This is a genomic window from Streptomyces sp. NPDC005774, from assembly GCF_042871645.1.
In the GTDB taxonomy this organism is placed as follows: Bacteria; Actinomycetota; Actinomycetes; order Streptomycetales; family Streptomycetaceae; genus Streptomyces; species Streptomyces pratens.
Genome location: NZ_JBIAIV010000023.1, coordinates 36879 through 58662 on the forward strand (window position 1 = coordinate 36879; position 21784 = coordinate 58662).

Consider the following 21784-nt stretch of genomic DNA (forward strand, 5'->3'; position numbering starts at 1 on the left):
AACCTCAAGTCCCACACGCCGGGCCCGGAACCTCAGGTCCGGAACGTCGGCACCAGGCGCCCCGGACGACGGCGGCGCATGCTCCCGCGGTGGCCGCGGCCCCGGCCGCGGGGCGCGCCCTCGCGGCCGTCCAGCTGGATCCAGATCCGTACCTCGGTTCCGCCGAGCATCGACGAGCCGATGCGGACGTCCCCTCCGGTGGCCTCCGCGAGGCGGCGCACTATGTCCAGGCCGAGCCCGGTGGAACCGTCGTTGCCGGAGCCCCGGCCGCGGGCCATCGCCGCCGGGGGGTCGGGTATGCCGGGGCCCGCGTCGGAGACGAGCACGATCACCGCGTCCTCGCCGTTGTGCACGTCGACCGCGAAGGCGGTGCCCTCGGGGGTGTGCCGGAACACGTTGCCGAGCAGGGCGTCGAGGGCTGCGGCCAGATCGGCGCGGGCCACGGGGATGCGTACGGGGGTGTCCGCGCCGGCCACCCGCCAGGTGCGGCCCTCGTCCTCGGCGAGCGCCGACCAGAACACCATCCGCTCCCGGACCACTTCGGCCGCGTCGCAGCCGGCGCCGGCCCCGGTGGCGGCCGTCTGCGGTTTGGCGTCCCGCGCGGTGCGGATGATGGTGTCGACCTCGCGCTCCAGTTGTTCCACCGCCGCGCGGGTCTGTTCGGCGGCCGGTCCCTCGCCGAGCGAGGCGGCGTTCAGCCGCAGCACGGTCAGCGGGGTGCGCAGCCGGTGGGAGAGATCGGCGGCCAGTTCCCGCTCGTTGGCGAGGAGTTGTACGACCTGGTCGGCCATGGAGTTGAACGCCACGGCCGCCAGCCGCAGTTCGGTCGGCCCCTTCTCCGGCACCCGCACACCCAGTTTGCCCTCCCCCAGTTCGTGCGCGCCCTCGACCAGCCGCTGCGCGGGCCGCACCATCCGTACGCCCAGCCGGTCGGCGACCGCGACCGAGCCGAGGACGAGGGCGGCGCCGACCGCCGCGAGCACCGCCCAGGCCGTGCCCACCCCGTTGGTGACCTCGGACTCGGGGACGTACACCTCGATCACGGCGATCTCACCGCTGCTGAGCGCGACCGGCTGGAGCAGCGCGGAGCCGCCGGACACCGGGGAGGTGGAGGCGCGCCCCAGGTTCCGTACCGCCTCGATGTCCTCGGCGGTGGCGTACCGGCGGCCGATGTCGAGGGACTTCTCGCCGTCCGCCGCGGGGATGTGCACGGCCATCCCGGCGTCGGACCCGCCGGAACCGGCGGAGGCGACGACGCGTTCGAGCTGGCCGCGGTCGGTGGTGATGGACAGCGCGGGGGCGACCGCGGCGGCTTCCCGTTCGGCGTTGGAGAAGGCGCGGTCGCGGGCCATCTCGCGGATGACCAGACCGAGCGGCACCGCGAAGGCGACCACGACCATCGCGGTCACCGCCACGGACACCTTCACCAGGGCCCACCTCATCGCGGCTGCTCCGCTCCGGGTACCTGAGCGGCGGGCGGCTCCAGTTTCACGCCGACGCCCCGCAGGGTGTGCAGATAGCGCGGCCGGGCGGCCGTCTCCCCCAGTTTCCGGCGCAGCCAGGAGAGATGGACGTCGATGGTCTGGTCGTCGCCGTACGACTGCTGCCACACCTCGGCGAGGAGTTCCCGGCGGGCGACGACGACACCGGGCCGCCCGGCGAGGAAGGCGAGGAGATCGAACTCACGCCGGGTCAGGTCGAGCCGTAAGCCGTCGAGTTCGGCCTGACGGCGCAGCGGGTCGACGGTCAGTCCGCCGACCCGGATCACCGGGGACGGCGCGGCCTGGCCCGCGAGGGAACGGGCCCGGCGCAGTACGGCCGCCATGCGGGCCGAGAGGTGTTCCACCGAGAAGGGCTTGGTCAGGTAGTCGTCCGCGCCGGCGTTCAGCAGCCGCACGATCTCCGCCTCGTCGTCCCGTGCGGTGGCGATGATCACCGGCACGTCCGTGATGCCGCGCAGCATCTTCAGTGCCTCGGAACCGTCCAGGTCGGGCAGCCCGAGGTCCAGGATGACGACGTCGAAACGGAAATGGGCGACCTCGCGCAGCGCCTCCAGCGCCGTCCCCACACTGCGCACGGTGTGCGCGGCATCGGTCAACTGCCGGATGAGCGCCGAGCGTACGAACGGGTCGTCCTCGACCACGAGAACACTTGCCATGGGCGGCACCGTACGCCATGCCGGGCGGGCCGACGGCGGCCTGTGGACAACTCCGGATCCCGGAGGGGACGCGACACTCGTGGGACGGGTGAGGCAGTATGACCGGCGATGCGCAGAGGACTCGTACACCTGTTGGCCTGGCTGCTCGCCACGGGCGCGGCGGTCACGCTGTCGTGGTGGGGGGTGCACACCGTGATGGCGGGCACCGCCTATGACCCTCCGCGTGCGCTGCCCGTCCCGGCCCGGGACGCGACGACGCAGGAGTCGAAGCCGGTGTCGTCCTCGACCCGGCGCCCCTCCGACGCGGAGCCCTCGAAGGACGCCGAGGCCGACAAGAACGGCGAGGGCTCGAAGGACAAGGGCGCCGGCAAGGACGCGAAGGACACCGAGGACGCCGAGGATTCGGACGCGAAGGCCTCCGAGTCGTCGCGGCAGTCGGCTCGGGAGCCCGGCGGGACGTCCGCCGCACCCGTGCCGAAGCCGGCCGACCCCGGGCCGGCCGACGGCGACCCGGCCCCGGCGACCTCCGGCGAGGTCAAGGCCTACGACACCGCCGGCGGCCGGGCGGTCTTCGACCTCGGCGAGACGTCCGCGTCCTTGGTGTCGGCGACGCCCGGGGCGGGCTGGTCGATGCAGGTGTGGAAGACGGAGTCGTGGATCCGGGTGGAGTTCACGTCGGGCGCGGATCGGGTGTCGGTCTTCTGCACCTGGCACGACGGCCCGCCGCGCGTGGAGATCGTCACGTACTGACCGGCACGGACCGAGAGGCACGGACCGAGGCGTTCAGCGGAACACCGATGCCGGTGGCGCGGGTGAGGCGACCGCCGCCAGGTCGGTGACCGGGGCGGCTCCGCCGGCGAAGTTCCTGAGTTCCGGGCCGTGCTGGACGCGGCCGGGGTGCGGGTCGGAGGCGGCGCGGCGGGTCAGTTCGGCGATCGGGAGGGGCAGGTCGGAGGCGACCAGCACGGCGTTGCCGAAGCGCTTGCCGCGCAGGACCACCGGGTCGGCGATCAGGGCGAGTTCGGCGAACCGGGCGGCGGCGGTGGCGATCTGGCCGCGCAGATGGGCCAGCGGCGGTCCGTCAGCGAGGTTGGCGGCGTAGACCCCACCGGGTGCGAGGGCCCTGCGGACGTCGTCCAGGAATTCGGTCGAGGTCAGGTGGGCGGGGGTGCGGGCGCCGCTGAACACGTCGGCGACGACGAGGCCGGCCCATCCGTCCGGTACCTTCGCGAGTCCTTCCCTGGCGTCCACCGAGCGCACCCTGATCCGTGACCTGGGGTCGACCGGCAGCTCCCGGCGGACCAGTTGCACCAGCTTCGCGTCCCGCTCGACGACCTGCTGGGTGGACCGGGGCCGGGTGGCGGCGACGTACCGGGCGAGGGTGAACGCGCCGCCGCCGAGATGCACGGCCTGCAGGGGCCGGCCGGCCGGTGCGACGGTGTCGACGACGTGTCCGAGCCGCCGCTGGTACTCGAAGGAGAGGTACGCCGGGTCGTCCAGGTCGACGTGCGACTGCGGGGCGTCGTCGATCAGCAGGGTCCACGCCCTCGGCCGCTCCCGGTCGGGGACGAGCCGGGCGAGCCCCCCGTCGACGCTCTCGACGACGGTGTCGGCGGCGGCCTGCCCGCGCCCGGAGTTCCTGGTCCTGCCCATGGGGCCATTGTCACCCGGCGCCCGCCCCCCTCACCGGCCCCCCTCGCCGCCCGCCCGCTCACCGCCCGCCCGCGGCGGCCCCCACCGGCAACCGTCCGCCGCGTCGATCAGGCGTTGCGCCTCGCCCAGCGCCTCCCGCAGGGCCGCGGGGTCGGTGGCGAGGTCGGTGCCCTCGGGCGGCAGCAGCCAGTCCGAGCCCTCCACCGGCGGCTCGGGGGCGGAGGCCTCGGGGGCGGGCGCCAGGCGCGGTCCACAGCCGCCGGTCTCCCGGCAGGTGCTGCCCGGCACGTCCCACCCCGCGGCCGTCCCCGGCGGCACCAGGAACCCGAGCGTGCGCCCGCCGTCGTCGTGCAGGACGAGGCCCACCGCGTCGCCCGCCTCACCACGCCGGAGGATGTCGACCGCCTCCAGGCCCTGGCGGGCCGGAACCGTCACCACGTCGCAGCCGCCCGACGGCCCGCCGCGCGGCGTCCGGGGTTCACTGCTCCGGCTGTTCGTCATCCCGGCCTCCACATCCCGGCCTTCGCATCTCCGGCCTCCACCACCCGCGCTCCTGCGGCCCCGTCCGGACGGGCGGGGCCGGGGACCGGGAGCCGGGTGCGCCCCCGGTCCGTCTCCCGGTCCACCGGGTTCTTCGTCTCCCGGTCCACCGGGTTCAACGCGGCGGGTCGTCAACGGCTACGGCAGAACCCAATAGCACAGAATGGCAGTTCATGGCGGATCACGGATGAGATATCCGGTTTGTTGCCAAACTTTGCGTGGCGACTCCGTCACAGCGGGTACGTTCTTGCCCGCCGGTACCAGAGCGGCGCCGCGCGGCACATGGACGCACCATGACGAACCGTGAGAAACCGCCCTGATGTCCGGCATGGTTCGACGGTTCGCAGAGAGGACCCGGCCATGGCGTCGTCAACGGTGCCCTCGTCACAGCCCGACCGGCCCCCGCGGCCGAATCTCGTCTTCCGGCAGCTGCGCGGACCGCGCTCGCCGGCCGAGTTCGCCGCGTCGGTCCGCCGGGCCGCTCGCGAGATCGGCGAGCGGGTCAGTTGTGACGCGCGGTATGTGCACCGGGTGGAGGCGGGTGAGATCCGCTGTCCCAACTACGCCTATGAACGGGTGTTCCTGCACATGTTCCCCGGCCGCACGCTGACCGACCTGGGCTTCGCGTCCCGCGCGTCGGTCCGCGGGCGCCGGACGCGGGACGACGGGGGCACTCCCCCGACGCCCGTCGGGGCCCCGGCGCTCGTCACGAGTGAGAGCAGCGGGACCGCTGAACCGTACGGCCCGCAGAACCCGTACGACACGCACCACGACTACGAGGAGAGCGACGTGCTGCGTCGCGCATTCATGACCCGCGGGGGCGCCACGGTGGCCGCCGCCTCACTGAGCCCGCTCGCGCTCGCCCCGGACGCCTCGGCGGCACAGCACTCCGTGCGCCGCCCCGGTGCGAGCGACGCCGGAGCCCTGGAAGAAGCCGTCCGCCACATCCGGCTGCTCGACGACCGGCACGGAGCCGACGGCCTCTACCGACGGGCCTCCGCACCACTGCGCGCCGCCTACGCCCTGCTCGACGCCGGCGCGACCCGGCAGCGGACGGCGGACCGGCTGTACGCGGGCGCCGGCGAACTGGCCATCTCGGTGGGCTGGCTGGCGCACGACTCGGGCCGCTTCGACGACGCCCGCTCGCACTACGCGGAGGCACTGGCGACCGCGCGGGTGACGGGGGACCCCGGGCTCGAGGCGCACGCCTTCTGCAACACCGCGTTCCTCGCCCGCGACGCGGGCCGGCCGCGGGAGGCGGTGCGGGCGGCGCAGGCCGCACAGCGGGCCGCACGCCCGCTCGGCTCGCCCCGGCTGATGTCGTTGCTGGCGCTGCGCGAGGCGGGCGGCTGGGCGGGGCTAGCCGACCGGGCGGGCTGCGAGCAGGCGCTGGCCCGCGCGCAGGCCTACTTCGACCGCGGCACCACGCCGGCCGACCCCGAGTGGATGACCTTCTACGGGAAAGCCGAGCTGGAGGGCCTGGAGGCCCAGTGCTGGTCCACCCTGGGCGACTGGCCGCGGGCGGCCCGGCACGCGCGGCGGGCGGCGGAGCTCCAGGACCCGCACTTCACCCGCAACATCGCGCTGTACACGGCGGAGCTGGCGGACGACCTGGCGCGCGGCGGACACCCCGACGAGGCGGCCGCGGCGGGGATGCGGGTACTGGACCTGCTGCCGGAGGTCCAGTCGTCCCGGGTCCGGACGATATTGGCGGGCACCGCCCGCGTCCTGCTCCCGCACCGCCACGCCTCGGGCGTCTCGGCCTTCCTGGACCGCCACGCCTCACTCCCCCGCGCGGTGTGAGCGGCCCCCGCGCGGTACGACCGGCCCCCGCGCGGTACGACCGGCCACCCGCGCGGTACGACCGGCCACCCGCGCGCTGTGACCGGCCCCCGCGCGGGTGGCCGGTTCCCGCGGGTGACCGGCAGGAACGACGGCTCCGAGGCGTTCAGCCCGCCAGGTGCCCCAGGTCGTTCCAGCTCTCGACGGCCGGTTCCCCGTACGCCCAGCCCAGGACCGACAGGGAGGTCGGGTTGAGGCGGATGCGGGCCGCGAAGTCGAGCGGCAGTCCCAGCCAGCGGGCGCCGATGGAGCGCAGGATGTGCCCGTGGGCGAAGACCAGGACGTCACGGTCGGCGGAGCGCGCCCAGGCCACGACCTCGTCCGCGCGGGCCGTCACCTCGGCGAGGGTCTCCCCCTCGGGGACACCGTCCCGCCAGATCAGCCAGCCGGGGCGGTCCGCCCGTATCTCCGCGGGGGTCAGTCCCTCGTAGGCGCCGTAGTGCCACTCCATGAGGGTGTCCCAGGGCTGCGCGCGCTCGCCGAACCCGGCGAGTTCGCAGGTCTCCCGTGCGCGGGAGAGCGGGCTGGTGCGCACCTCGACGCCCGGCATCCCGTCGTACGGCGGCCGGTGCAGGCGCTCACCGAGCAGCTTGGCGCCCTGGCGGCCCTCGTCCAGGAGCGGTACGTCGGTCCTGCCGGTGTGCTTGCCGGACAGCGACCACGCGGTCTGTCCGTGCCGGGCCAGCAGCATGCGCGGTGCCATGGGAGACCTTCCGGAGAAATCACAGGTGGAACCCCTCCATCATCGCGCACCCTGGATGCGGGCAACCCGGTGGCCGGTCCCGACGTCTATCAGGGCCGAGGCGCCTCCGCGGAGGTGCGTCCACGCCGTAGAGTGGCCGACCGCCACAGGGGCGTCGTATCGGAACGAGGGAGAGGGCGAGCGGATGCCGCACACCGAGACACCGGGTACCGAAGGGGCCCCGGCGACCCGGCTGCGCTGGTGGACCGAGCTGCCGCTGATCCTTCTCGTGTACGCCTGCTACTCGGCGGGGCGGCTGTTCGTCCGGGGCGACGTCGCCGACGCCGTGGACCACGGTCTGGCGATCCTGCGCATCGAGCAGGCGCTGTACCTCAACGCCGAGCACCCGCTGAACCGTCTCTTCACGCGTGAGCCGTGGCTGGGGATACCGGCCGACTTCTGGTACGCGTCGCTGCACTACCTGGTGACGCCCCTGCTCCTGGTCTGGCTGTTCCGCTCCCGCGCGGTGCGCTACCGCGCCGCCCGCACCTGGCTGATGACGTCGACGTTCATCGGACTGATCGGCTTCACCCTGCTGCCCACCTGCCCGCCCCGGCTGCTCGACGCGGGGCACGGCTTCGTCGACACCATGGCCCAGTACAGCTCGTACGGCTGGTGGGCGGGCGAGGCCAGCGCCCCCAGGGGCCTGGGCGGACTGACCAACCAGTACGCGGCGATGCCGAGTCTGCACGTGGGCTGGGCCCTGTGGTGCGGCGTGATCCTGTGGCGGTACGGCGGTACGCGCCTGGCGAAGACCGCCGCTGTGGTCTATCCACTGGTGACGGTCGTCGTGGTGATGGGCACCGCCAACCACTACTTCCTCGACGCGGTCGCGGGTGCCGCCGTGATGGGCGCCGGACTGCTGCTCACTCCGGTCGTGTTGCGCGCCACGGACCGGGTGAGGGCCCGTGTGCTGCCGCGCTTCGCACCGGCCCCGGTGGTCTCTTCCGTCCCGGGTTCCCCGATTGTCAGTGACGGATGCCAGACTTCCGCGGGTGAGCAATTTCCAGGGCAGCGGCAGCGACAGCTCGAGCCACGGTTCGACTCCGGAACCGAGCCGGGCGACTCCCCTCCGGCCCACGGGGAAGACGCCGAGACAGCTGCGGCACCGGCTCACTGAGCTGCGCGGTCCGGACGTACGGGCCAAGGCGCTGGACGCGCGCGCCCTGGCCGCCCTGGCCGCCAATCCGGGCTGCGAGCGGCGCGCGATCCTCGACGGCGCGGGGGTGGACAAGGCCACGCTCGCGGGCGCGTTGGGCTCCCCGTCGGTCTTCGGCCAGTCCCAGTTCGCGTTCGTCCGGGGCAACGCGTTCGAGGCCAAGGTCAAGGCCGACGGCGGTACGGAGCTGTTGCGGCTGGTCCACGAGAAGCTGGACCGCTCGGCCGAACCGCCCGCCGCCGCGCGCGTGCCCGACCTGTCCGCGGCGGGCCACGCGGGGCGTGCGGCGCGTACGGAACTGGCGCTGGGCGAGGCCGTTCTGGCGCCGGGCGAGTGGACGCTGCTCGACCATCCGCTGCTCGCGCTGGACGTCGCCGGCTCCCCGGCCTTCCTGGAGCCGGACGCGGTGGTGGTGCACCCGGACGGCAGTTGGACGGTCGTGGAGATCAAGTCCTTCCCCCTGCTGGACGGGTCCGCCGATCCGGCGAAGGTCGGCGCGGCGGCCCGGCAGGCGGCGGTGTACGTACTCGCGCTGGAGGAGGTCGCCGCCCGCCTCGCCACCGCACCGGGCGCCCCGAACGTCTCCGGCGGGGCTCCCCGGGTGCGGCACCGGATCCTGCTGGTGTGCCCCAAGGACTTCTCCAACCTGCCGACCGCGTCCGCCGTGGACGTGCGCAAGCAGCGTGCGGTGACCGCCCGTCAGCTGGCCCGGCTCACCCGCATCGAGAACATCGCCGACACGCTCCCCGACGGCACCTGCTTCGCCCCCGAACTGCCCCGCGAACAGCTGACGGCGTCCGTGGAGTCCGTCCCGGCGAGCTATGCGCCGGAGTGCCTGTCCGCGTGCGAACTGGCCTTCCACTGCCGGGACCGTTCCCGGGCACAGGACGCGGTGACCACCCTGGGCCGCCCGGTCCGTGCCGAACTGGGCGGCCTGACCACGGTCGAGGACGTACTGGCGGCGGCCCGCGGTGAGCTCGGTGATCCCGACGATCCGACGGTCGCCGCCCTGCGCAAGGCGGCGGCACTGCGCGCGGAGGCGCTCGCCGGAGCGGAAGCGCTCGCCGGCACGCGGGCCCTCGCCGGCGTGGTGGGAACCGCCCCCGCGGAGGTGGCCCCTTGTCTCTGATCACCACCCTCGCCCGCCTCGAGGCCGTCAGCACCGGCCGTGCCCAGCCCGCCGCCACCGTCCGGCACCGGCATCTGTCCCGGCGGCCCCTGGTGTTCGTGCCGCTGACCACCGCCGGTGAGGCGGGCGCCCCGCTCGGCGCGCTGGTGGGCACCGACCGGGACGCGCCCCGGCTGCTGGCCGTACCGCAGCCGCGCGACCGTGATCTCAGGTTCGCGTTCCTGGCCGAACTGGCCGACGTGGTCCTGCCCTACATCGACGGCTGCGCCGAGGCCGTGGAGGCCGCGGAACGCAGCGAGACCGACCCGGAGACCGGCAAGCGGATCAAGGTCGAGGTCGAGCTGTGCGCGGACGCGCCGCAGTTGATCGTGCCGAGCCGGGCCGGTGTCGAGCTCGTACGGCTCCTCGGCCGTTCCACGCGGTTCAGGCGCACGGCGGAGCAGGACCCGGAGGCGCCCTTCCCTGCGCCGCCCCGGGTTCCGCTGCTCGGGCGATGGCTGACGCACTTCGGGGAGCGGGCCCGGGTGCCCGGGTCGTCGCTGCTGCCCGCCATGACCGATCTGCTGGGCCGGCACTGGGCGACCGGGCAGTCCACCCTGGAGGACCAGCACCTGGGGGCGCTGCTCGCGTGGATCGACCCGCCCGCGGGCCGCTCGGGCTCCGAGGCCGCGCGGGAGGCGGAGCTGGCTCGGGACGCCGACGGGCAGTTGCGGTGCCCGCCCGCGGGCCCGGCGACCGACCCGGCGTTCGACAACAAGCTGCTCGCCCCGGCGATCGAACGGTACGACCGCGCCCGTACGGCGCTCGCCGCCGCGCAGGACGGCCTGGAGGCCGACGAGCGGCTCGGCGCGCTGGCAGCGGCGGAGCGGGAGATCCGCGCCCTGGTGGAGAGCCGTACGCGGCCCACCTGGGACGCGGTGTGGCGGGGCCTGGACCTGCTGCGCTCGCTGCCCGAGGGCGCGCGGGTCGAGGAGCGGTGGACGCGCGACCGCTGGTCGTTCACCGGCCACCGGGACCGGGTGCTGGCCGGAGAGCCGCCGCAGCCGCGCCGCGACGACGCGGTGACCGCGGCCAACAAGCTCGCCACGCGCGAGCGGGAACAGGCCCGGCTGGAAGCACAGGAGGCCTTGGACGACCCGCTGGTGATGGCGGGCCGGCGACTGTCCGGGGAGGCGTTCGCGGGCGAGGTCATCGACGTCGTCATGGCGTACAGCGAGAGCAAGCGGCCGAGCCCCCGCCCGCTGGTCACCGTCCGCACGGACGACCGCCCGCACCTGGGCGGGCGGGCCCGGGTGTACCGCTCGCTCGGCGGGAAACCGCAGGCGGCCGAGTTCGTCGGGTACGAGGACGAGACCGACGAGCACGGGAGGGACGGCGCCGAAGAGGGACCGGCCGGGGCGGGGCTGTCCGGGGAGGTGCTGTCCGGGGAAGGGCCGGCCGCCGGCGGGCTGCTCGTCCTGCGGATCATGGACAAGATGGGCCGCGGCAAGGAGCCGGAGGCGGGCTCGGTACCGGAGAAGGGCGACCGCCTCTGCTTCACGCTGTTCGAGCACGAACCGCGCGGCGGGGCGAAACTGCCCGACCCGGAGGAGACGCCGTGGACGCACGGCGGCCCGCCCGGCGCGGAGGCCGCCGCGCAGGAGCCCGCGGACCCGGTGACCGAGGAGGACGTGCTGTGACCACCGAGGCCGCAAGGGCCCCCGAAACCGCCGAGGCCGTCTTCGACCCCGGCGCGGCCGCCACCCGTGCCACCGACGCGATCCTGCGCGACACCCTGCACGGCACCGCCCGCGGTGTGGTCGTCGACTCCCCGCCCGGCGCCGGCAAGTCCACCCTCGTGGTCCGCGCGGCGCTGGAGCTGGCCGACGCGGGCCGCCCGTTGATGGTGGTGGCGCAGACCAACGCCCAGGTCGACGACCTGGTGCTGCGGCTCGCCGAGAAGAATCCCGGGCTGCCGGTCGGCCGGCTGCACAGCAGCGACACCGACCCGTACGACAAGGCGCTCGACGGACTGGACAACGTCCGCAAGTCGGCGAAGGCGGCCGACCTCGCCGGGCTCGACGTGGTCATCTCGACGGCCGCCAAGTGGGCGCACGTCGAGGGCGTCGAGCCGTGGGCGCACGCGATCGTCGACGAGGCGTACCAGATGCGTTCGGACGCGCTGCTGGCCGTGGCCGGGCTGTTCGAGCGGGCGCTGTTCGTGGGGGATCCGGGGCAGTTGGACCCGTTCTCGATCGTGGGCAGCGAGCAGTGGGCGGGGCTGTCGTACGACCCGTCCGCGTCCGCCGTGACCACGCTGCTCGCGCACAATCCCGAGCTGCCGCAGCACCGCCTGCCGGTGTCGTGGCGACTGCCCGCCTCGGCGGCGCCCCTGGTGTCGGACGCGTTCTACCCGTACACGCCGTTCCGCAGCGGCACCGGGCACGGCGACCGGCGGCTCGCGCTCGGGGTCCCGTCGGACGGTTCGGGGCCCGACCGGGTGATCGACGAGGCCGCCGAGTCCGGCTGGGGTCTGCTGGAGCTGCCCGCCCGGCACACCCCGCGCACCGACCCGGAGGCGGTACGGGCGGTGGCGCTGGTGGTCCGCCGCCTGCTGGACCGCGAGGGCGCGGCGGTCTCGGAGCGGTCCAAGGACGCGGTGCCGCTCACCGCCGACCGGATCGCCGTCGGCACCGCGCACCGCGACCAGGCGGCGGCGGTACGGGCGGCACTGGCCGAGCTGGGGGCGACGGGCGTCACCGTCGACACGGCGAACCGGCTCCAGGGGCGGGAGTTCGACGTCACGGTGGTGCTGCACCCGCTGTCCGGCCGCCCCGACGCCACCGCCTTCCACCTGGAGACGGGCCGGCTGTGCGTGCTGGCCTCCCGGCACCGGCACGCCTGCATCGTGGTGTGCCGGGCGGGCGTCGGTGAGCTGCTGGACGCCTACCCGTCGACGGAGCCGGTCCAGCTGGGCACCCTCATGAAGTTCCCGGACGGTTGGGAGGCCAATCACACGGTCCTGGCCCACCTCGCCCGGCACCGGGTCCCCTGGCAGCCATGACCACTCCACCGGCACCCACCCGGCAGACGGACCCGCACGACACCGCCCCACCCGCCGGACGGAGTCCGGCAAGCCGCCGAAGGCGGCCCACGGTCACAGCCCCGGACGGTTGGGAGGCCAATCACACGGTCCTGGCCCACCTCGCCCGGCACCGGGTCCCCCGGCAGCCATGACCACCCCACCGGCACCGAGGCCCTCTTGCGGGACGCGAGAGAATGGAAGGTGGCCCGCTCCTTCCAGTGGGTCGAAGCGCACGCACGAGCAAGCACGAAGGAGAAGACATGGCGGAGCCCACGCCGCGTCGGGACGCACCGCGGCTACGCCCCGCGCCCCTGCTGTTCGAGCCCGCGGCAGCGGCCGCCGATCCGGAGCACTTCTTCGACCTGGAGTCGATCGACGACCCGCGCGCACTGCTGGAGCGGGCGACGGAACTGACGCTCGCGTTCCGTGCGGCGGCGGACCGGGCGATGGAGTTCCAGGCGATGGCGGCGGCCCAACTGGCCGACCCCCGGCGCTTCGACCGGCTGACGGCCGCCGACATCGCCGAGCGGGCCGAGTGGACCGAGGACTATGCGAAGAGGATGGCCGAGTTCGGCCGGGACCTGCTGCGCGGGGGCGAGGGCCGGGGCCAGGGCCCCATAGAGCCTGCGTGAGGCACGACGCCCCGTACGACCGTCCCGGGCCCCCGGGCCCCGAAGTCATCCGGTCGAACAGGCGTGGCATATGCCAGGTGGGCACGATACCCCTCCCCCCTCCTTCGCGTCCCCGGTTCCCGCAACTCTGGGAAACCATTCCCTCACCCCCGGTAGACAGACGGCATGAGCAGTACACGCAACGCCCCCGATACCGGCCGTGTCACCGGCGCCACCGATGCCACCGGGGCCACCCCGGACGGTGTCGCCTGGCTCGCTTCCGCAGGAACGTATCCGCGCAGCGCGCTCTCCCTCTGGGAGGAGCGGCCGGAGGCGCCGATCGTGCTGCCCTGCGGCTCCGTCTTCGATGTGGTGAGCGCACCCTCCACCTTCGGGCGCCGGATGCTGGACCGGATGTGGGACGAGGGGCCGGGCTCGGGCCCGGTGGCCGGGTTCCGCGGCCGGATGCTGCTGTTCGCGGCGCCCGGCACCGCCCAGCGGCTGCCCGTGCTGCTGGGGTGGGAGGAGTGGGACGCCCGCGGCAGGGGCCCCGGGGAAGCGGGCCGTACGGGCGCGGTTCCGCCGCTGCTGTGCCACGGCACCGGAGACGCGGTGACCGTTCCGGCCCCGGTGCCCGGCGCCCGCGCGGACCGTTCCGGCTCCCGCTGGCTGGTGGCCCCGGACACGCGTCATCCCTGGCTGCCGGGCCCGGAGGTGCTGCTCTGGGCGGCCGTACGGGCGGCCCGCGCGGCCGTGCGGATATCGATTTTTCCTCCCGCCGATCAGGGTGCTAATGTCTACGACGTCAGTAGGCGCCGCTAGCTCAGTTGGTTAGAGCAGCTGACTCTTAATCAGCGGGTCCGGGGTTCGAGTCCCTGGCGGCGCACGACACGGAAAGGCCTCTTGCCCACAGCAAGGGGCCTTTTACGCGTCCTCTCCGCCCACGCCCGCTCCCCCGCCCGCGCTCCCGTCCCGGCCCCCGTCCCGGCCGGTGCTGATCTGCACCGTCCAGTCGCCCGAGGCCGTGCGTCCCTCCACCTCCACCCGTACGCCCTCCCCCGGCACCGTGAAGCTCTCGCCGAGGGCGACCGGGGCGTCCGCGAGGGGCGGGTAGACCGAGTCCCCCCAGCAGGCCTCCGTGTGCGGGTGGGCGTCGATCACCTGGACCGGGCCGCCCCCGGACCGGGTGGTGCCACGCACCTGGTAGACCAGCACCCCCGACCGGCAGGCGCCCACGTCGTCGCCGACCGGGCTCCGCGCCTCGAAGGCGAGCACGGTGTCCGGGCCGGTGCGCACCACCGCGAGCTTGATGCCCCGGCCCAGCCCGAAGGACGGCACCCCGGCGGCACCCGTCACCGGCACTCCGGGCCCCGCTCCCAGCGGTTCCAGCGTCAGCCGTACCGGCTCCGCGCCCCGCACGCACCGCACCTGCCGGGAATCCAGCCAGCCCAGCTTCCACTTGTGCCAGCCGAACAGTTCGGGCGCGAGCCCGAACTGGCTGCCCATCAGGTCCCAGTCGCCGACATGGGTGTCCCAGTCGCCCTTGCCGTCCACGGGCCGGTCGTAGAGGTCGGGGAGGTCGAAGACGTGGCCGGTCTCGTGGGCGAGGACCAGCCGGTCCGGGGGATGGCCCTCGAACACGGTGACGACCCGGCGGATGTCGGTGCCGTCCGCCCTCAGCGGGGTGTCCAGGTTGACGACCTTCGTGGCGTCGGAGTCCACACCGGGCGCGTCCGGGTCGGCGACGAAGTACACGACGTCGTACCGCGAGAAGTCGATCTGGGGGTCGGCCGCGGCGAGCGCGTCGCGCAGATAGGCGGACCGGTGTCGCGTGGTCCAGTCACGCTGTATGGCGTACGCGGTGGACGGGCGCGGCATCCGGATCCAGTCGTGCAGGGCGTGCGGGTGCAGGGAGAACCTGCCGTAGGAGGCCCGGTGGAAGAAGCCGCTGGTGGCGGGGAAGTGGTCGGCGGCCAGTTCCTCGGGGGTGGTCAACGGGTGCGAGTCCGGGAAGGACAGGAACACCATGACCGCGTCCATCCGGCCGGTCGGGCGGGGGTAGACGGCGTTCCAGGTGTCCAGGCCCTCCGAGTGGTGCGCGTCGGTGCGGGTCAGGGTGCACGGCGCCGCGGAGAACGGCTCGGTGGCGGAGGGTGCGGCCACCATGGAGGTCGCCGCGAGCGCCGACATGGTGGTGCACACGGCCGTGGTGCCGCGCAGCCGGGAGCGTGACAGCGGACCGCCGAGTCCCAGCCGGTCCGGCCTCGGGAGCCCCGCCCTCAGCCACCCCGTCACCCCCGGACGGCCCAACTCCCTCAGATGGCCCAACCCCCTCAGAGCCTCACGGCCGAGTCCTCTCAGGGGGAGCTGACGCGGCACGGGGACCTCCGGGAGACGGTTCACGGGACACCGCACCCAGACTGTGATGTTTTGCGGTAATACGCCCCGTTTATCTGCACCGGACGGGTGAGGGACGGCACAGTCCGTTCACGGGTGATACCTCGAACCACTCACGGAACGTCACAACTGGTCGGAGGCCTGAAGAAGCCGCCCACCTCCGAGCAGAAACGATCTGGCAGAGATGCGGGACCGTCCTGGACACTGGACAGTGACTGGAAGGGCTTCAGGGAGACCTCTATGATCGGCACACTTTCCTGAGACATTCCTGAGGCTTTCCGGCACGGACGGCGATCGAGTGCACGGCGGGAGCGAGCGGTGAGCGGAACGTCCCAAGGGCCGACGCCCGCAGCAGATTCCAACCGACAGACCGTCACAGAGAGTGAGATCGCTGCCCCACCCCGTACCGGGCGCGCCGAGCTCCCCCCGCCTCCGTCGTACCGCTCGGTCTTCGCGGCCGCCCCGCTCGCCATGGCCGTGGTCGGCCGTGACGGCAGGGTGATCAGCGCCAACGGCACGCTCGCCGCCCTGCTGGGCCGCGCCCCGGACACCCTGGTCGGTGCGGTCGCCGCCGACCTGGTGGACCTCCCCTCCGACGCCCGCGCCTGGCACGCCTACCGCGACCTGCTGAACGGCCGGCCGGGCCGGCTGCGCTGCACGCGCCGGCTCAAGCACCCCGAGGGGCACTCCCTGTGGGTGCAGGTATCGGTCGCCCCGCTCCCCCCGGACGACGGTGCCGCCCACGGCGAGTACGACGCACACGACACGCACGACGCACAGGGCGCACACGACTCGCACGGCGTGCTGCTCTCGGTCACCGACGTCAGCTCCCGCCATGAACTCCAGGCCCGGCTGAGGCACTTGCAGATGCACGACCCGGTGACCCGGCTCCCCAACCGCACCCTGTTCTTCGAACGGCTGACGGCCGCCCTGGAGGCGGAGTCGTACGAGCAGAGCGGCACCGGCCGGATCGGGCTCTGCTCCCTGGACCTCGACGGCTTCAAAGCCATCAACGACGCCCTGGGCCACCGCGTCGGCGACCGGCTGCTGGCCGCCGTCGCCGAACGGCTGCTGCTGTGCGCCGAGGAGGCGGGCCGGGCCAGGACCGGCACCCCGCTGGTGGCCCGGCTCGGCGGGGACGAGTTCGCGCTGCTGGTGGAGGACTCCACGGGCACCGAACAGCTAGCCGACCTCGCCGAGTCGGTACTCGCCGCGATTCAGGACCCCTTCGACGTGGCCGGCCAGCGGCTGTCGGTGTCGGCGTCCATCGGCGTGGTCGAACGGCACGCGGCCGGGACCACGCCCACCGCGCTGATGCAGGCCGCCGATACGACCCTCTACTGGGCGAAGGCCGACGGCAAATCCCGCTGGACGCTGTTCGACCCGGAGCGCAACGCGCACCGCATGACCCGTCAGGCCCTCGCCTCCGCGCTCCGCCCCGCCGTCGAGCGGGGCGAGTTCGCGCTGGAGTACCAGCCGCTGGTCGGCATGGAGGACGACCGGGTGCACGGGGTGGAGGCCCTGGTCCGCTGGAACCATCCACAGTTCGGCACCCTGACGCCGAATCGGTTCATCTCCATCGCCGAGGAGGACGGCTCGATCGTCAAGCTCGGCCGCTGGGTGCTGCGCACCGCCTGCCGGCAGGCCCGCAGCTGGCAGGCCGAGCATCCCGAGGAGCCGCCGATCTTCGTCAGCGTGAATGTGGCGGTCCGCCAGGTCTGGGACTCCGACCTGGTGGCGGACGTCGCCGAGACCCTGAAGGAGACGGGCCTGGCGCCGCAGCTGCTCCAGCTGGAGCTGACCGAGTCCGCGGTGATGGGTTCCTCGGGCCGGCCGCTCCAGGCGCTGACCGCGCTCAGCGACATGGGTGTCCGCATCGCCATCGACGACTTCGGCACCGGCTACTCGAACCTGGCCTACCTCAGCCGGCTTCCGGTGTCGGTGCTGAAACTGGACGGCGCGTTCGTCCGCGGCTTCCAGTACGAGGACCGGGCCGCGGCGCCCAGCCCGGCGGACGAGGCCATCGTCGAGGCGATGGTACAACTCGCCCACCGGCTGGGGCTGACGGTCACCGCGGAGTGCGTGGAGACCTCGGCGCAGGCCACCCGGCTGCGCCGGATCGGGTGCGACACCGGTCAGGGCTGGCTGTACTCCCGCCCGGTACCGCCGGACCGCATCTCCGAACTGCTGGGCACCCCGGGGGTGGTTCAGGCGGACGTCGTCGGTGACCCGGTCGTCGGCAACCCGGTCGTCGGCAACCCGTAGGCGTCCGCGATGAGTTCGTAGGACCGCAGGCGTACGTCACCGCTGTGCGTGTTGGCCGTGATCATCAGCTCGTCGGCGCCGGTGCGCTTCTGCAGGTCGTCCAGGCCGGCGCGGACCTCGTCCGGGGGGCCGTACACGACGTTGGCGTTCCACGAGTCGACGAACTCCTGCTCCATCGGCGAGAACGGGTGCGCCTCGGCCTCCTCCGGAGTGGGAACCAGCCCGGGGCGGCCGGTGCGCAGCCGGACCATGTTGAGCGCGGCGGCCAGGACCTGGCGCCGGGCTTCCTTCTCGTCCTCGGTCGCGAGCGCGGAGACGCCGATCATGGCGTAGGGCTCGTCGAGGACGTCGCTCGGGCTGAACGACTCGCGGTAGAGGTCCAGCGCGGGGATCGTGTTCTGCGCCGAGAAGTGGTGGGCGAAGGAGAAGGGCAGGCCGAGCAAACCGGCCAGCCGGGCGCTGAAACCGGAGGAACCGAGCAGCCACACCGGCGGGCGGTGCGGTGACTGCACCCCGCCCGGCGAGGTCGCCTGGACCGGGCCGGGGACGGCGTGGATCCGTCGGTAGCGGTGGCCGTCGGGGAAGTCGTCGTCCAGAAAGCGGGTCAGCTCGGCGAGCTGCTGGGGGAAGTCGTCGGCGCCCTCGTTCAGCCGTTCGGTGCGGCGCAGCGCGGCGGCGGTGGCGCCGTCGGTGCCGGGGGCGCGGCCGAGGCCGAGGTCGATCCGGCCGGGAGCCATGGCCTCCAGCGTGCCGAACTGCTCGGCGATGACGAGCGGGGCGTGGTTGGGCAGCATCACCCCGCCCGAACCGAGCCGGATGCGCTCGGTGTACGCGGCGAGGTGGGCCAGGATCACGGCCGGGGACGAGGACGCCACACCCGGCATGGAGTGGTGCTCGGCGACCCAGTGGCGGTGGAAGCCGCGCGCCTCGGCGAGCCGGGCGAGATCGACACTGGTGCGCAGCGCGTCGGAGGCGGTCTGACCGGCGCCGACCGTGACCAGGTCCAGCACGGACAGCGGAACGGGCGCCGAGCCGTGCGTCACGCCTCGGACCTCGTCGGCTCCTCGGTTCTCGGCGCCTGCGGTGTCGTCTGCGGCCACGGTGGGGTGCCTCCTGTTTCGAGTTGACGTTCGCCGTCCTCGCAACAGGAGACCGCCCCCCGCTTATTCCCTGGCGGGACGCCCGAGGGTTGCCCCGTGACTCCACATGGCTCCACATGACTCCGTACGGCTCCGTACGGCTCCGTACGGCTCCGTACGGCTCCGTACGGCTCTGTGGAACTCCGCGCGGCTCCGCGGGCCGCTATGCCTGCACGATCGGTTCCCGCGTGAACAGGGCGCCCAGGCTCGGCGCGTTCACCCTGCGGTCGGCCAGGCGCAGCCCCTCCCAGACGGTGACCTGGTTGGCGGTGAGGACCGGTTTGCCGAGCTCCTTCTCGAGGGCCGGGAGGTGGGCGGCCGTGTGCAGGGCCGTGTCGGGGAGGAGGAGGGCCTGGGCGTCCGGGCGGTCGGCCGCACGGGCGAGGGCGAACAGCTCGGCCTCGCCCCAGGTGCCGACCTCCGCCGCCGTGATGACCCCGGAGCTGGTCACTCCGGTCACCTCCACCCCGTCGGCCGCCAGGAACTCCACGAAGAGCGCGGCCACGTCGTCCGGGTAGGTCGCCCCGACGGCGACCCGCCGGGCCCCGATCTCCCGCGCCGCGTGCACGAAGGCGAAGGACGTGGAGGAGGCGGGCATGCCCGCCGTACGGGCGAGGGCGCGCACCTGCTCGTGGGCGCCGTCCCAGCCGCGGACGAAGCTGCCGCTGGTGCAGGCCCACACCACGGCGTCGGCGCCGGTGAGCCGCAGTTGCTGGAGGCCGGCCGCGAGCCGGTCGGCCGCGCCCATCTCGAGCAGGGCGTCGGCCCGGTGCGCGTCCTCACCGATGTCGGTGTGCACCAGGTCCATCCGTACGTCGCTGCCCAGCAGTTGCTCGATGCGCGGATAATCGTCCTCGGCGGAGTGTCCGGGGTAGAGGAATCCCAGTGCGGTCATGTCCAGCCTTCCTGCTGCTTCTCGTCCGGTGCCCCGGACACACCCTGCGCGCCCGGCACACCCTGCGCGTCCGAAACGCCGTGCACACCCCGCACGTCCGGTGGCTCCTGCCCTTCCGGCAGTACGGAGCCGGTCGGCACCACCGGTCCGGCGGTCGGCACCACCGGTCCGGCGGCCTGCACCACGGTGCCGGCCGCCGGGCCCGGCAGTGCGCTCCCGGTACCGCTCCCGGTGCCGGTGCGCGCCGACGTGTCGATCAGCGCCTGATACGGTCCCACCGCCCGGGTACCCAGTCGGCGCAACGCCGCCCACATGGTCACCTGGTTGGCCGAAATCACCGGTATGCGCAGTTCCGCCTCCAGCTGCGGGATCACGTCGTAGGTCGGCAGGTTGGTGCAGGACAGGAACAGCGCGTCCGCCGCGCCGAGCCGGCCGCGCACCGCCGCCCGCCGGGCCATGTCGACCACCTCGCGGTAGGCGACCTTCCATATCTGCCGGGTCAGGCCCATGTACGCGCAGCCGGTGACCGTGACCCCGGCCTGCGCCACGTACTCCTCCAACGCCCGGGTCACCGACACGGTGTAGGGCGTCACCAGCGCCAGCCGCCGTACGTCCAGCTCCACCAACGCCTCCAGCAGTGCGCCCGAGGTGGTGATCGCGGGGACCGAGCCGGCCCTGCTCATCGCCTCGCACATGGCGTGCTCGCCCATGACCCCGCCGACGAAGCTGCCCGACGTACAGGCGTACGCGACGACCTCGGGGGTGACCTCGGTGAGGGTGCCCACGGCGTTCTGGAGGGTCTCGTGTTCGCTGATCATGCGGGCGAGGTCCAGGCTCACCTCGACCGGCACGTACGGCGTCCGGGTGACGTGCAGGGACACGTCGTCGGGCGCCCACCGCCACAACTCGCGGTCCAGCGCGAAGTCGAAGGGGGCGACCACCCCGACACCGCGCTGCGGGCCTGGTCCGCCGAGAAAGGAGACGTCCATGTCAGCACCGGCCTCACGGTGAGAGACGAGCACGCAACGGTTCGTGCAAACGACCGTGTTGACGACGGTAGGTTCGGGGTGCCAGCGTGGTCAATCCGTACATCTCAGACTTCCGGTCCTGCGGGGGAAAGGCGGCCATGACCTCTCCTCGGACGACCCCCTCGACCGGCCCTTCGACCGGCCCCTCGACCGGCCGTTCCCTCACCCCCGGGACCGCTTCCGTGCCCCTTCCCACGCTGCTCGTCCTGGACGCCGATCCGCCGCCCCGGCTGGGCCGGCTGACCGGCAGGGTCCGCGTCGAGCACGCGGACGCCTCGACGCTCGCCGAGCGGCTTCCGTCCGCCGACGTGCTGCTGGTCTGGGACTTCACCTCGCACGCGGTGCGCGCCGCCTGGCCGGGCGAGGGCCCCAAGCCGCGCTGGGTGCACACGGCGAGCGCGGGCGTGGACCATCTGATGTGTCCGGAACTCGCCGTCTCCGACACGGTCGTCACCAACGCGCGCGGTGTCTTCGACCGGCCGATCGCCGAGTACGTCGCCGCGCTCGTGCTGGCGATGGCGAAGGACCTGCCGCGGACGCTGGCGCTCCAGCGGGAGCGGACCTGGCTCCACCGCGAGTCGCGCAGGGTCGCCGGGACCCGTGCCTGCGTCGTCGGGTCGGGGCCGATCGGCCGGGCGGTCGCCGGCACGCTCGAGGCGCTCGGCGTCACCACCGCACTGGTCGGCCGCACCGCGCGCGCGGGGTCGGACGGCACCGCGGCCGTGCACGGCGCCGAGGACCTGGACCGGCTGATCGCCCGCGCCGACTGGGTGGTCGCCGCCGCGCCGCTCACCGAGCAGACCAGGGGCATGTTCGACGCCCGCCGGTTCGGGCTGATGCAGCCGTCCGCCCACTTCGTCAACATCGGCCGCGGACCGCTGGTCGTCGAGGACGCGCTCGCCGAGGCGCTGGAACGGCGCCGGATCGCGGGCGCCGCCCTGGACGTCTTCACGTCCGAGCCGCTCACCCCGGACAGCCCGTTGTGGGACGTGCCGGGACTGATCGTGTCCCCGCACATGAGCGGGGACACCCTGGGGTGGCGGGACGAACTCGGTGCCCAGTTCGTGGAGTTGTACGAGCTCTGGGCCGCCGGCAAGCCACTGGTGAACGTGGTCGACAAGCAGCGTGGGTATGTACCCGGACACTGACCCGCCCGGCGCCC

The 21784-nt window shown here is 73.7% G+C and carries 19 protein-coding genes and 1 tRNA gene; 11 read left to right on the plus strand and 9 right to left on the minus strand.

Going from position 1 to position 21784, the window contains the following annotated elements; all coding sequences use genetic code 11:
- Nucleotides 1-32: 32 nt before the first annotated feature.
- Together ACFYQA_RS21220 and ACFYQA_RS21225 are read right to left on the minus strand one after the other, a co-directional pair.
- A complete protein-coding gene (locus ACFYQA_RS21220) occupies nucleotides 33-1442 on the minus strand; it encodes a sensor histidine kinase (protein ID WP_388919905.1) in 1410 nt (469 codons plus the stop codon).
- Nucleotides 1439-2158, minus strand: coding sequence for a response regulator transcription factor (locus tag ACFYQA_RS21225; protein ID WP_388919908.1), 720 nt, complete (start codon nucleotides 2156-2158; stop codon nucleotides 1439-1441). The genes ACFYQA_RS21220 and ACFYQA_RS21225 overlap by 4 nt, the downstream gene beginning before the upstream one ends.
- 108 nt (nucleotides 2159-2266) lie before the next feature.
- On the opposite strand from ACFYQA_RS21225, the gene ACFYQA_RS21230 reads away from it, so the two are divergent.
- Nucleotides 2267-2908, plus strand: a complete 642-nt coding sequence (locus ACFYQA_RS21230) for a hypothetical protein (protein WP_388919911.1) — start codon at nucleotides 2267-2269, stop codon at nucleotides 2906-2908.
- Nucleotides 2909-2941: 33 nt separating this feature from the next.
- Here ACFYQA_RS21230 and ACFYQA_RS21235 read toward each other — a convergent pair whose 3' ends face one another.
- The gene (locus ACFYQA_RS21235; protein WP_332427911.1) at nucleotides 2942-3811 is read right to left on the minus strand and encodes a fused MFS/spermidine synthase; all 870 of its coding nucleotides are present in this window, start codon (nucleotides 3809-3811) and stop codon (nucleotides 2942-2944) included.
- Between the two features lie 30 nt (nucleotides 3812-3841).
- The gene (locus tag ACFYQA_RS21240) at nucleotides 3842-4312 is read right to left on the minus strand and encodes a hypothetical protein (protein ID WP_388919914.1); all 471 of its coding nucleotides are present in this window, start codon (nucleotides 4310-4312) and stop codon (nucleotides 3842-3844) included.
- A 399-nt stretch (nucleotides 4313-4711) separates the two neighbouring features.
- Between ACFYQA_RS21240 and ACFYQA_RS21245 the strand changes: the two genes are divergently transcribed.
- Entirely contained in the window at nucleotides 4712-6154 is a 1443-nt protein-coding gene (locus tag ACFYQA_RS21245; protein ID WP_388919916.1) for a hypothetical protein, read from the plus strand.
- A gap of 145 nt (nucleotides 6155-6299) precedes the next feature.
- On the opposite strand, the gene ACFYQA_RS21250 is transcribed toward ACFYQA_RS21245, so the two are convergent.
- Nucleotides 6300-6896, minus strand: a complete 597-nt coding sequence (locus ACFYQA_RS21250) for a histidine phosphatase family protein (RefSeq protein WP_388919919.1) — start codon at nucleotides 6894-6896, stop codon at nucleotides 6300-6302.
- 184 nt (nucleotides 6897-7080) lie between these two features.
- Between ACFYQA_RS21250 and ACFYQA_RS21255 the strand changes: the two genes are divergently transcribed.
- The 7 genes from ACFYQA_RS21255 to ACFYQA_RS21285 all read left to right on the plus strand — a co-directional run bounded on the left by ACFYQA_RS21255 (nucleotide 7081) and on the right by ACFYQA_RS21285 (nucleotide 13784).
- Complete coding sequence (locus ACFYQA_RS21255; RefSeq protein ID WP_388919922.1) at nucleotides 7081-8055, plus strand: phosphatase PAP2 family protein; 975 nt, start codon at nucleotides 7081-7083, stop codon at nucleotides 8053-8055.
- On the plus strand, nucleotides 8036-9223 hold the full coding sequence (locus tag ACFYQA_RS21260) for a hypothetical protein (protein WP_388920088.1): 1188 nt from the start codon (nucleotides 8036-8038) through the stop codon (nucleotides 9221-9223). Before ACFYQA_RS21255 ends, ACFYQA_RS21260 begins: the two co-directional genes overlap by 20 nt.
- Nucleotides 9214-10902, plus strand: a complete 1689-nt coding sequence (locus ACFYQA_RS21265) for a hypothetical protein (RefSeq protein ID WP_388919925.1) — start codon at nucleotides 9214-9216, stop codon at nucleotides 10900-10902. Before ACFYQA_RS21260 ends, ACFYQA_RS21265 begins: the two co-directional genes overlap by 10 nt.
- The gene (locus tag ACFYQA_RS21270; RefSeq protein WP_388919928.1) at nucleotides 10899-12266 is read left to right on the plus strand and encodes an AAA domain-containing protein; all 1368 of its coding nucleotides are present in this window, start codon (nucleotides 10899-10901) and stop codon (nucleotides 12264-12266) included. Before ACFYQA_RS21265 ends, ACFYQA_RS21270 begins: the two co-directional genes overlap by 4 nt.
- Nucleotides 12267-12547: 281 nt before the next feature.
- A complete protein-coding gene (locus tag ACFYQA_RS21275) occupies nucleotides 12548-12919 on the plus strand; it encodes a hypothetical protein (protein WP_388919930.1) in 372 nt (123 codons plus the stop codon).
- Between the two features lie 165 nt (nucleotides 12920-13084).
- Nucleotides 13085-13720: a bifunctional DNA primase/polymerase gene (locus ACFYQA_RS21280; RefSeq protein WP_388919932.1), complete on the plus strand. Its 636-nt coding sequence runs from the start codon at nucleotides 13085-13087 to the stop codon at nucleotides 13718-13720.
- A tRNA-Lys gene (locus ACFYQA_RS21285) sits at nucleotides 13711-13784 on the plus strand. Before ACFYQA_RS21280 ends, ACFYQA_RS21285 begins: the two co-directional genes overlap by 10 nt.
- Nucleotides 13785-13822: 38 nt before the next feature.
- On the opposite strand, the gene ACFYQA_RS21290 is transcribed toward ACFYQA_RS21285, so the two are convergent.
- Entirely contained in the window at nucleotides 13823-15277 is a 1455-nt protein-coding gene (locus ACFYQA_RS21290; protein WP_388919934.1) for a M6 family metalloprotease domain-containing protein, read from the minus strand.
- A 336-nt stretch (nucleotides 15278-15613) separates the two neighbouring features.
- Between ACFYQA_RS21290 and ACFYQA_RS21295 the strand changes: the two genes are divergently transcribed.
- Nucleotides 15614-17560: a putative bifunctional diguanylate cyclase/phosphodiesterase gene (locus ACFYQA_RS21295; RefSeq protein ID WP_388919936.1), complete on the plus strand. Its 1947-nt coding sequence runs from the start codon at nucleotides 15614-15616 to the stop codon at nucleotides 17558-17560.
- Here ACFYQA_RS21295 and ACFYQA_RS21300 read toward each other — a convergent pair.
- The 3 genes from ACFYQA_RS21300 to ACFYQA_RS21310 all read right to left on the minus strand — a co-directional run bounded on the left by ACFYQA_RS21300 (nucleotide 17503) and on the right by ACFYQA_RS21310 (nucleotide 20583).
- Entirely contained in the window at nucleotides 17503-18660 is a 1158-nt protein-coding gene (locus ACFYQA_RS21300; protein ID WP_388919938.1) for an LLM class flavin-dependent oxidoreductase, read from the minus strand. The genes ACFYQA_RS21295 and ACFYQA_RS21300 overlap by 58 nt on opposite strands.
- Nucleotides 18661-18862: 202 nt before the next feature.
- Nucleotides 18863-19594 carry an aspartate/glutamate racemase family protein gene (locus ACFYQA_RS21305; RefSeq protein WP_388919941.1) on the minus strand — a complete coding sequence of 244 codons (732 nt, stop codon included), beginning with the start codon at nucleotides 19592-19594 and terminating at the stop codon, nucleotides 18863-18865.
- A complete protein-coding gene (locus tag ACFYQA_RS21310; protein ID WP_388919944.1) occupies nucleotides 19591-20583 on the minus strand; it encodes an aspartate/glutamate racemase family protein in 993 nt (330 codons plus the stop codon). Before ACFYQA_RS21310 ends, ACFYQA_RS21305 begins: the two co-directional genes overlap by 4 nt.
- A 221-nt stretch (nucleotides 20584-20804) precedes the next feature.
- Between ACFYQA_RS21310 and ACFYQA_RS21315 the strand changes: the two genes are divergently transcribed.
- Nucleotides 20805-21770 carry a D-2-hydroxyacid dehydrogenase gene (locus ACFYQA_RS21315; protein ID WP_388919947.1) on the plus strand — a complete coding sequence of 322 codons (966 nt, stop codon included), beginning with the start codon at nucleotides 20805-20807 and terminating at the stop codon, nucleotides 21768-21770.
- Nucleotides 21771-21784 lie beyond the last annotated feature (14 nt).

Bases quoted from the DNA above. Each gene is read 5' to 3' on its own strand.
- ACFYQA_RS21220 (WP_388919905.1), bottom strand. From the start codon at position 1,442: ATGAGGTGGGCCCTGGTGAAGGTGTCCGTGGCGGTGACCGCGATGGTC.
- ACFYQA_RS21230 (WP_388919911.1), top strand. From the start codon at position 2,267: ATGCGCAGAGGACTCGTACACCTGTTGGCCTGGCTGCTCGCCACGGGC.
- ACFYQA_RS21310 (WP_388919944.1), bottom strand. From the start codon at position 20,583: ATGGACGTCTCCTTTCTCGGCGGACCAGGCCCGCAGCGCGGTGTCGGG.
- ACFYQA_RS21250 (WP_388919919.1), bottom strand. From the start codon at position 6,896: ATGGCACCGCGCATGCTGCTGGCCCGGCACGGACAGACCGCGTGGTCG.
- ACFYQA_RS21255 (WP_388919922.1), top strand. From the start codon at position 7,081: ATGCCGCACACCGAGACACCGGGTACCGAAGGGGCCCCGGCGACCCGG.
- ACFYQA_RS21245 (WP_388919916.1), top strand. From the start codon at position 4,712: ATGGCGTCGTCAACGGTGCCCTCGTCACAGCCCGACCGGCCCCCGCGG.
- ACFYQA_RS21305 (WP_388919941.1), bottom strand. From the start codon at position 19,594: ATGACCGCACTGGGATTCCTCTACCCCGGACACTCCGCCGAGGACGAT.
- ACFYQA_RS21240 (WP_388919914.1), bottom strand. From the start codon at position 4,312: ATGACGAACAGCCGGAGCAGTGAACCCCGGACGCCGCGCGGCGGGCCG.
- ACFYQA_RS21225 (WP_388919908.1), bottom strand. From the start codon at position 2,158: ATGGCAAGTGTTCTCGTGGTCGAGGACGACCCGTTCGTACGCTCGGCG.
- ACFYQA_RS21280 (WP_388919932.1), top strand. From the start codon at position 13,085: ATGAGCAGTACACGCAACGCCCCCGATACCGGCCGTGTCACCGGCGCC.
- ACFYQA_RS21275 (WP_388919930.1), top strand. From the start codon at position 12,548: ATGGCGGAGCCCACGCCGCGTCGGGACGCACCGCGGCTACGCCCCGCG.
- ACFYQA_RS21235 (WP_332427911.1), bottom strand. From the start codon at position 3,811: ATGGGCAGGACCAGGAACTCCGGGCGCGGGCAGGCCGCCGCCGACACC.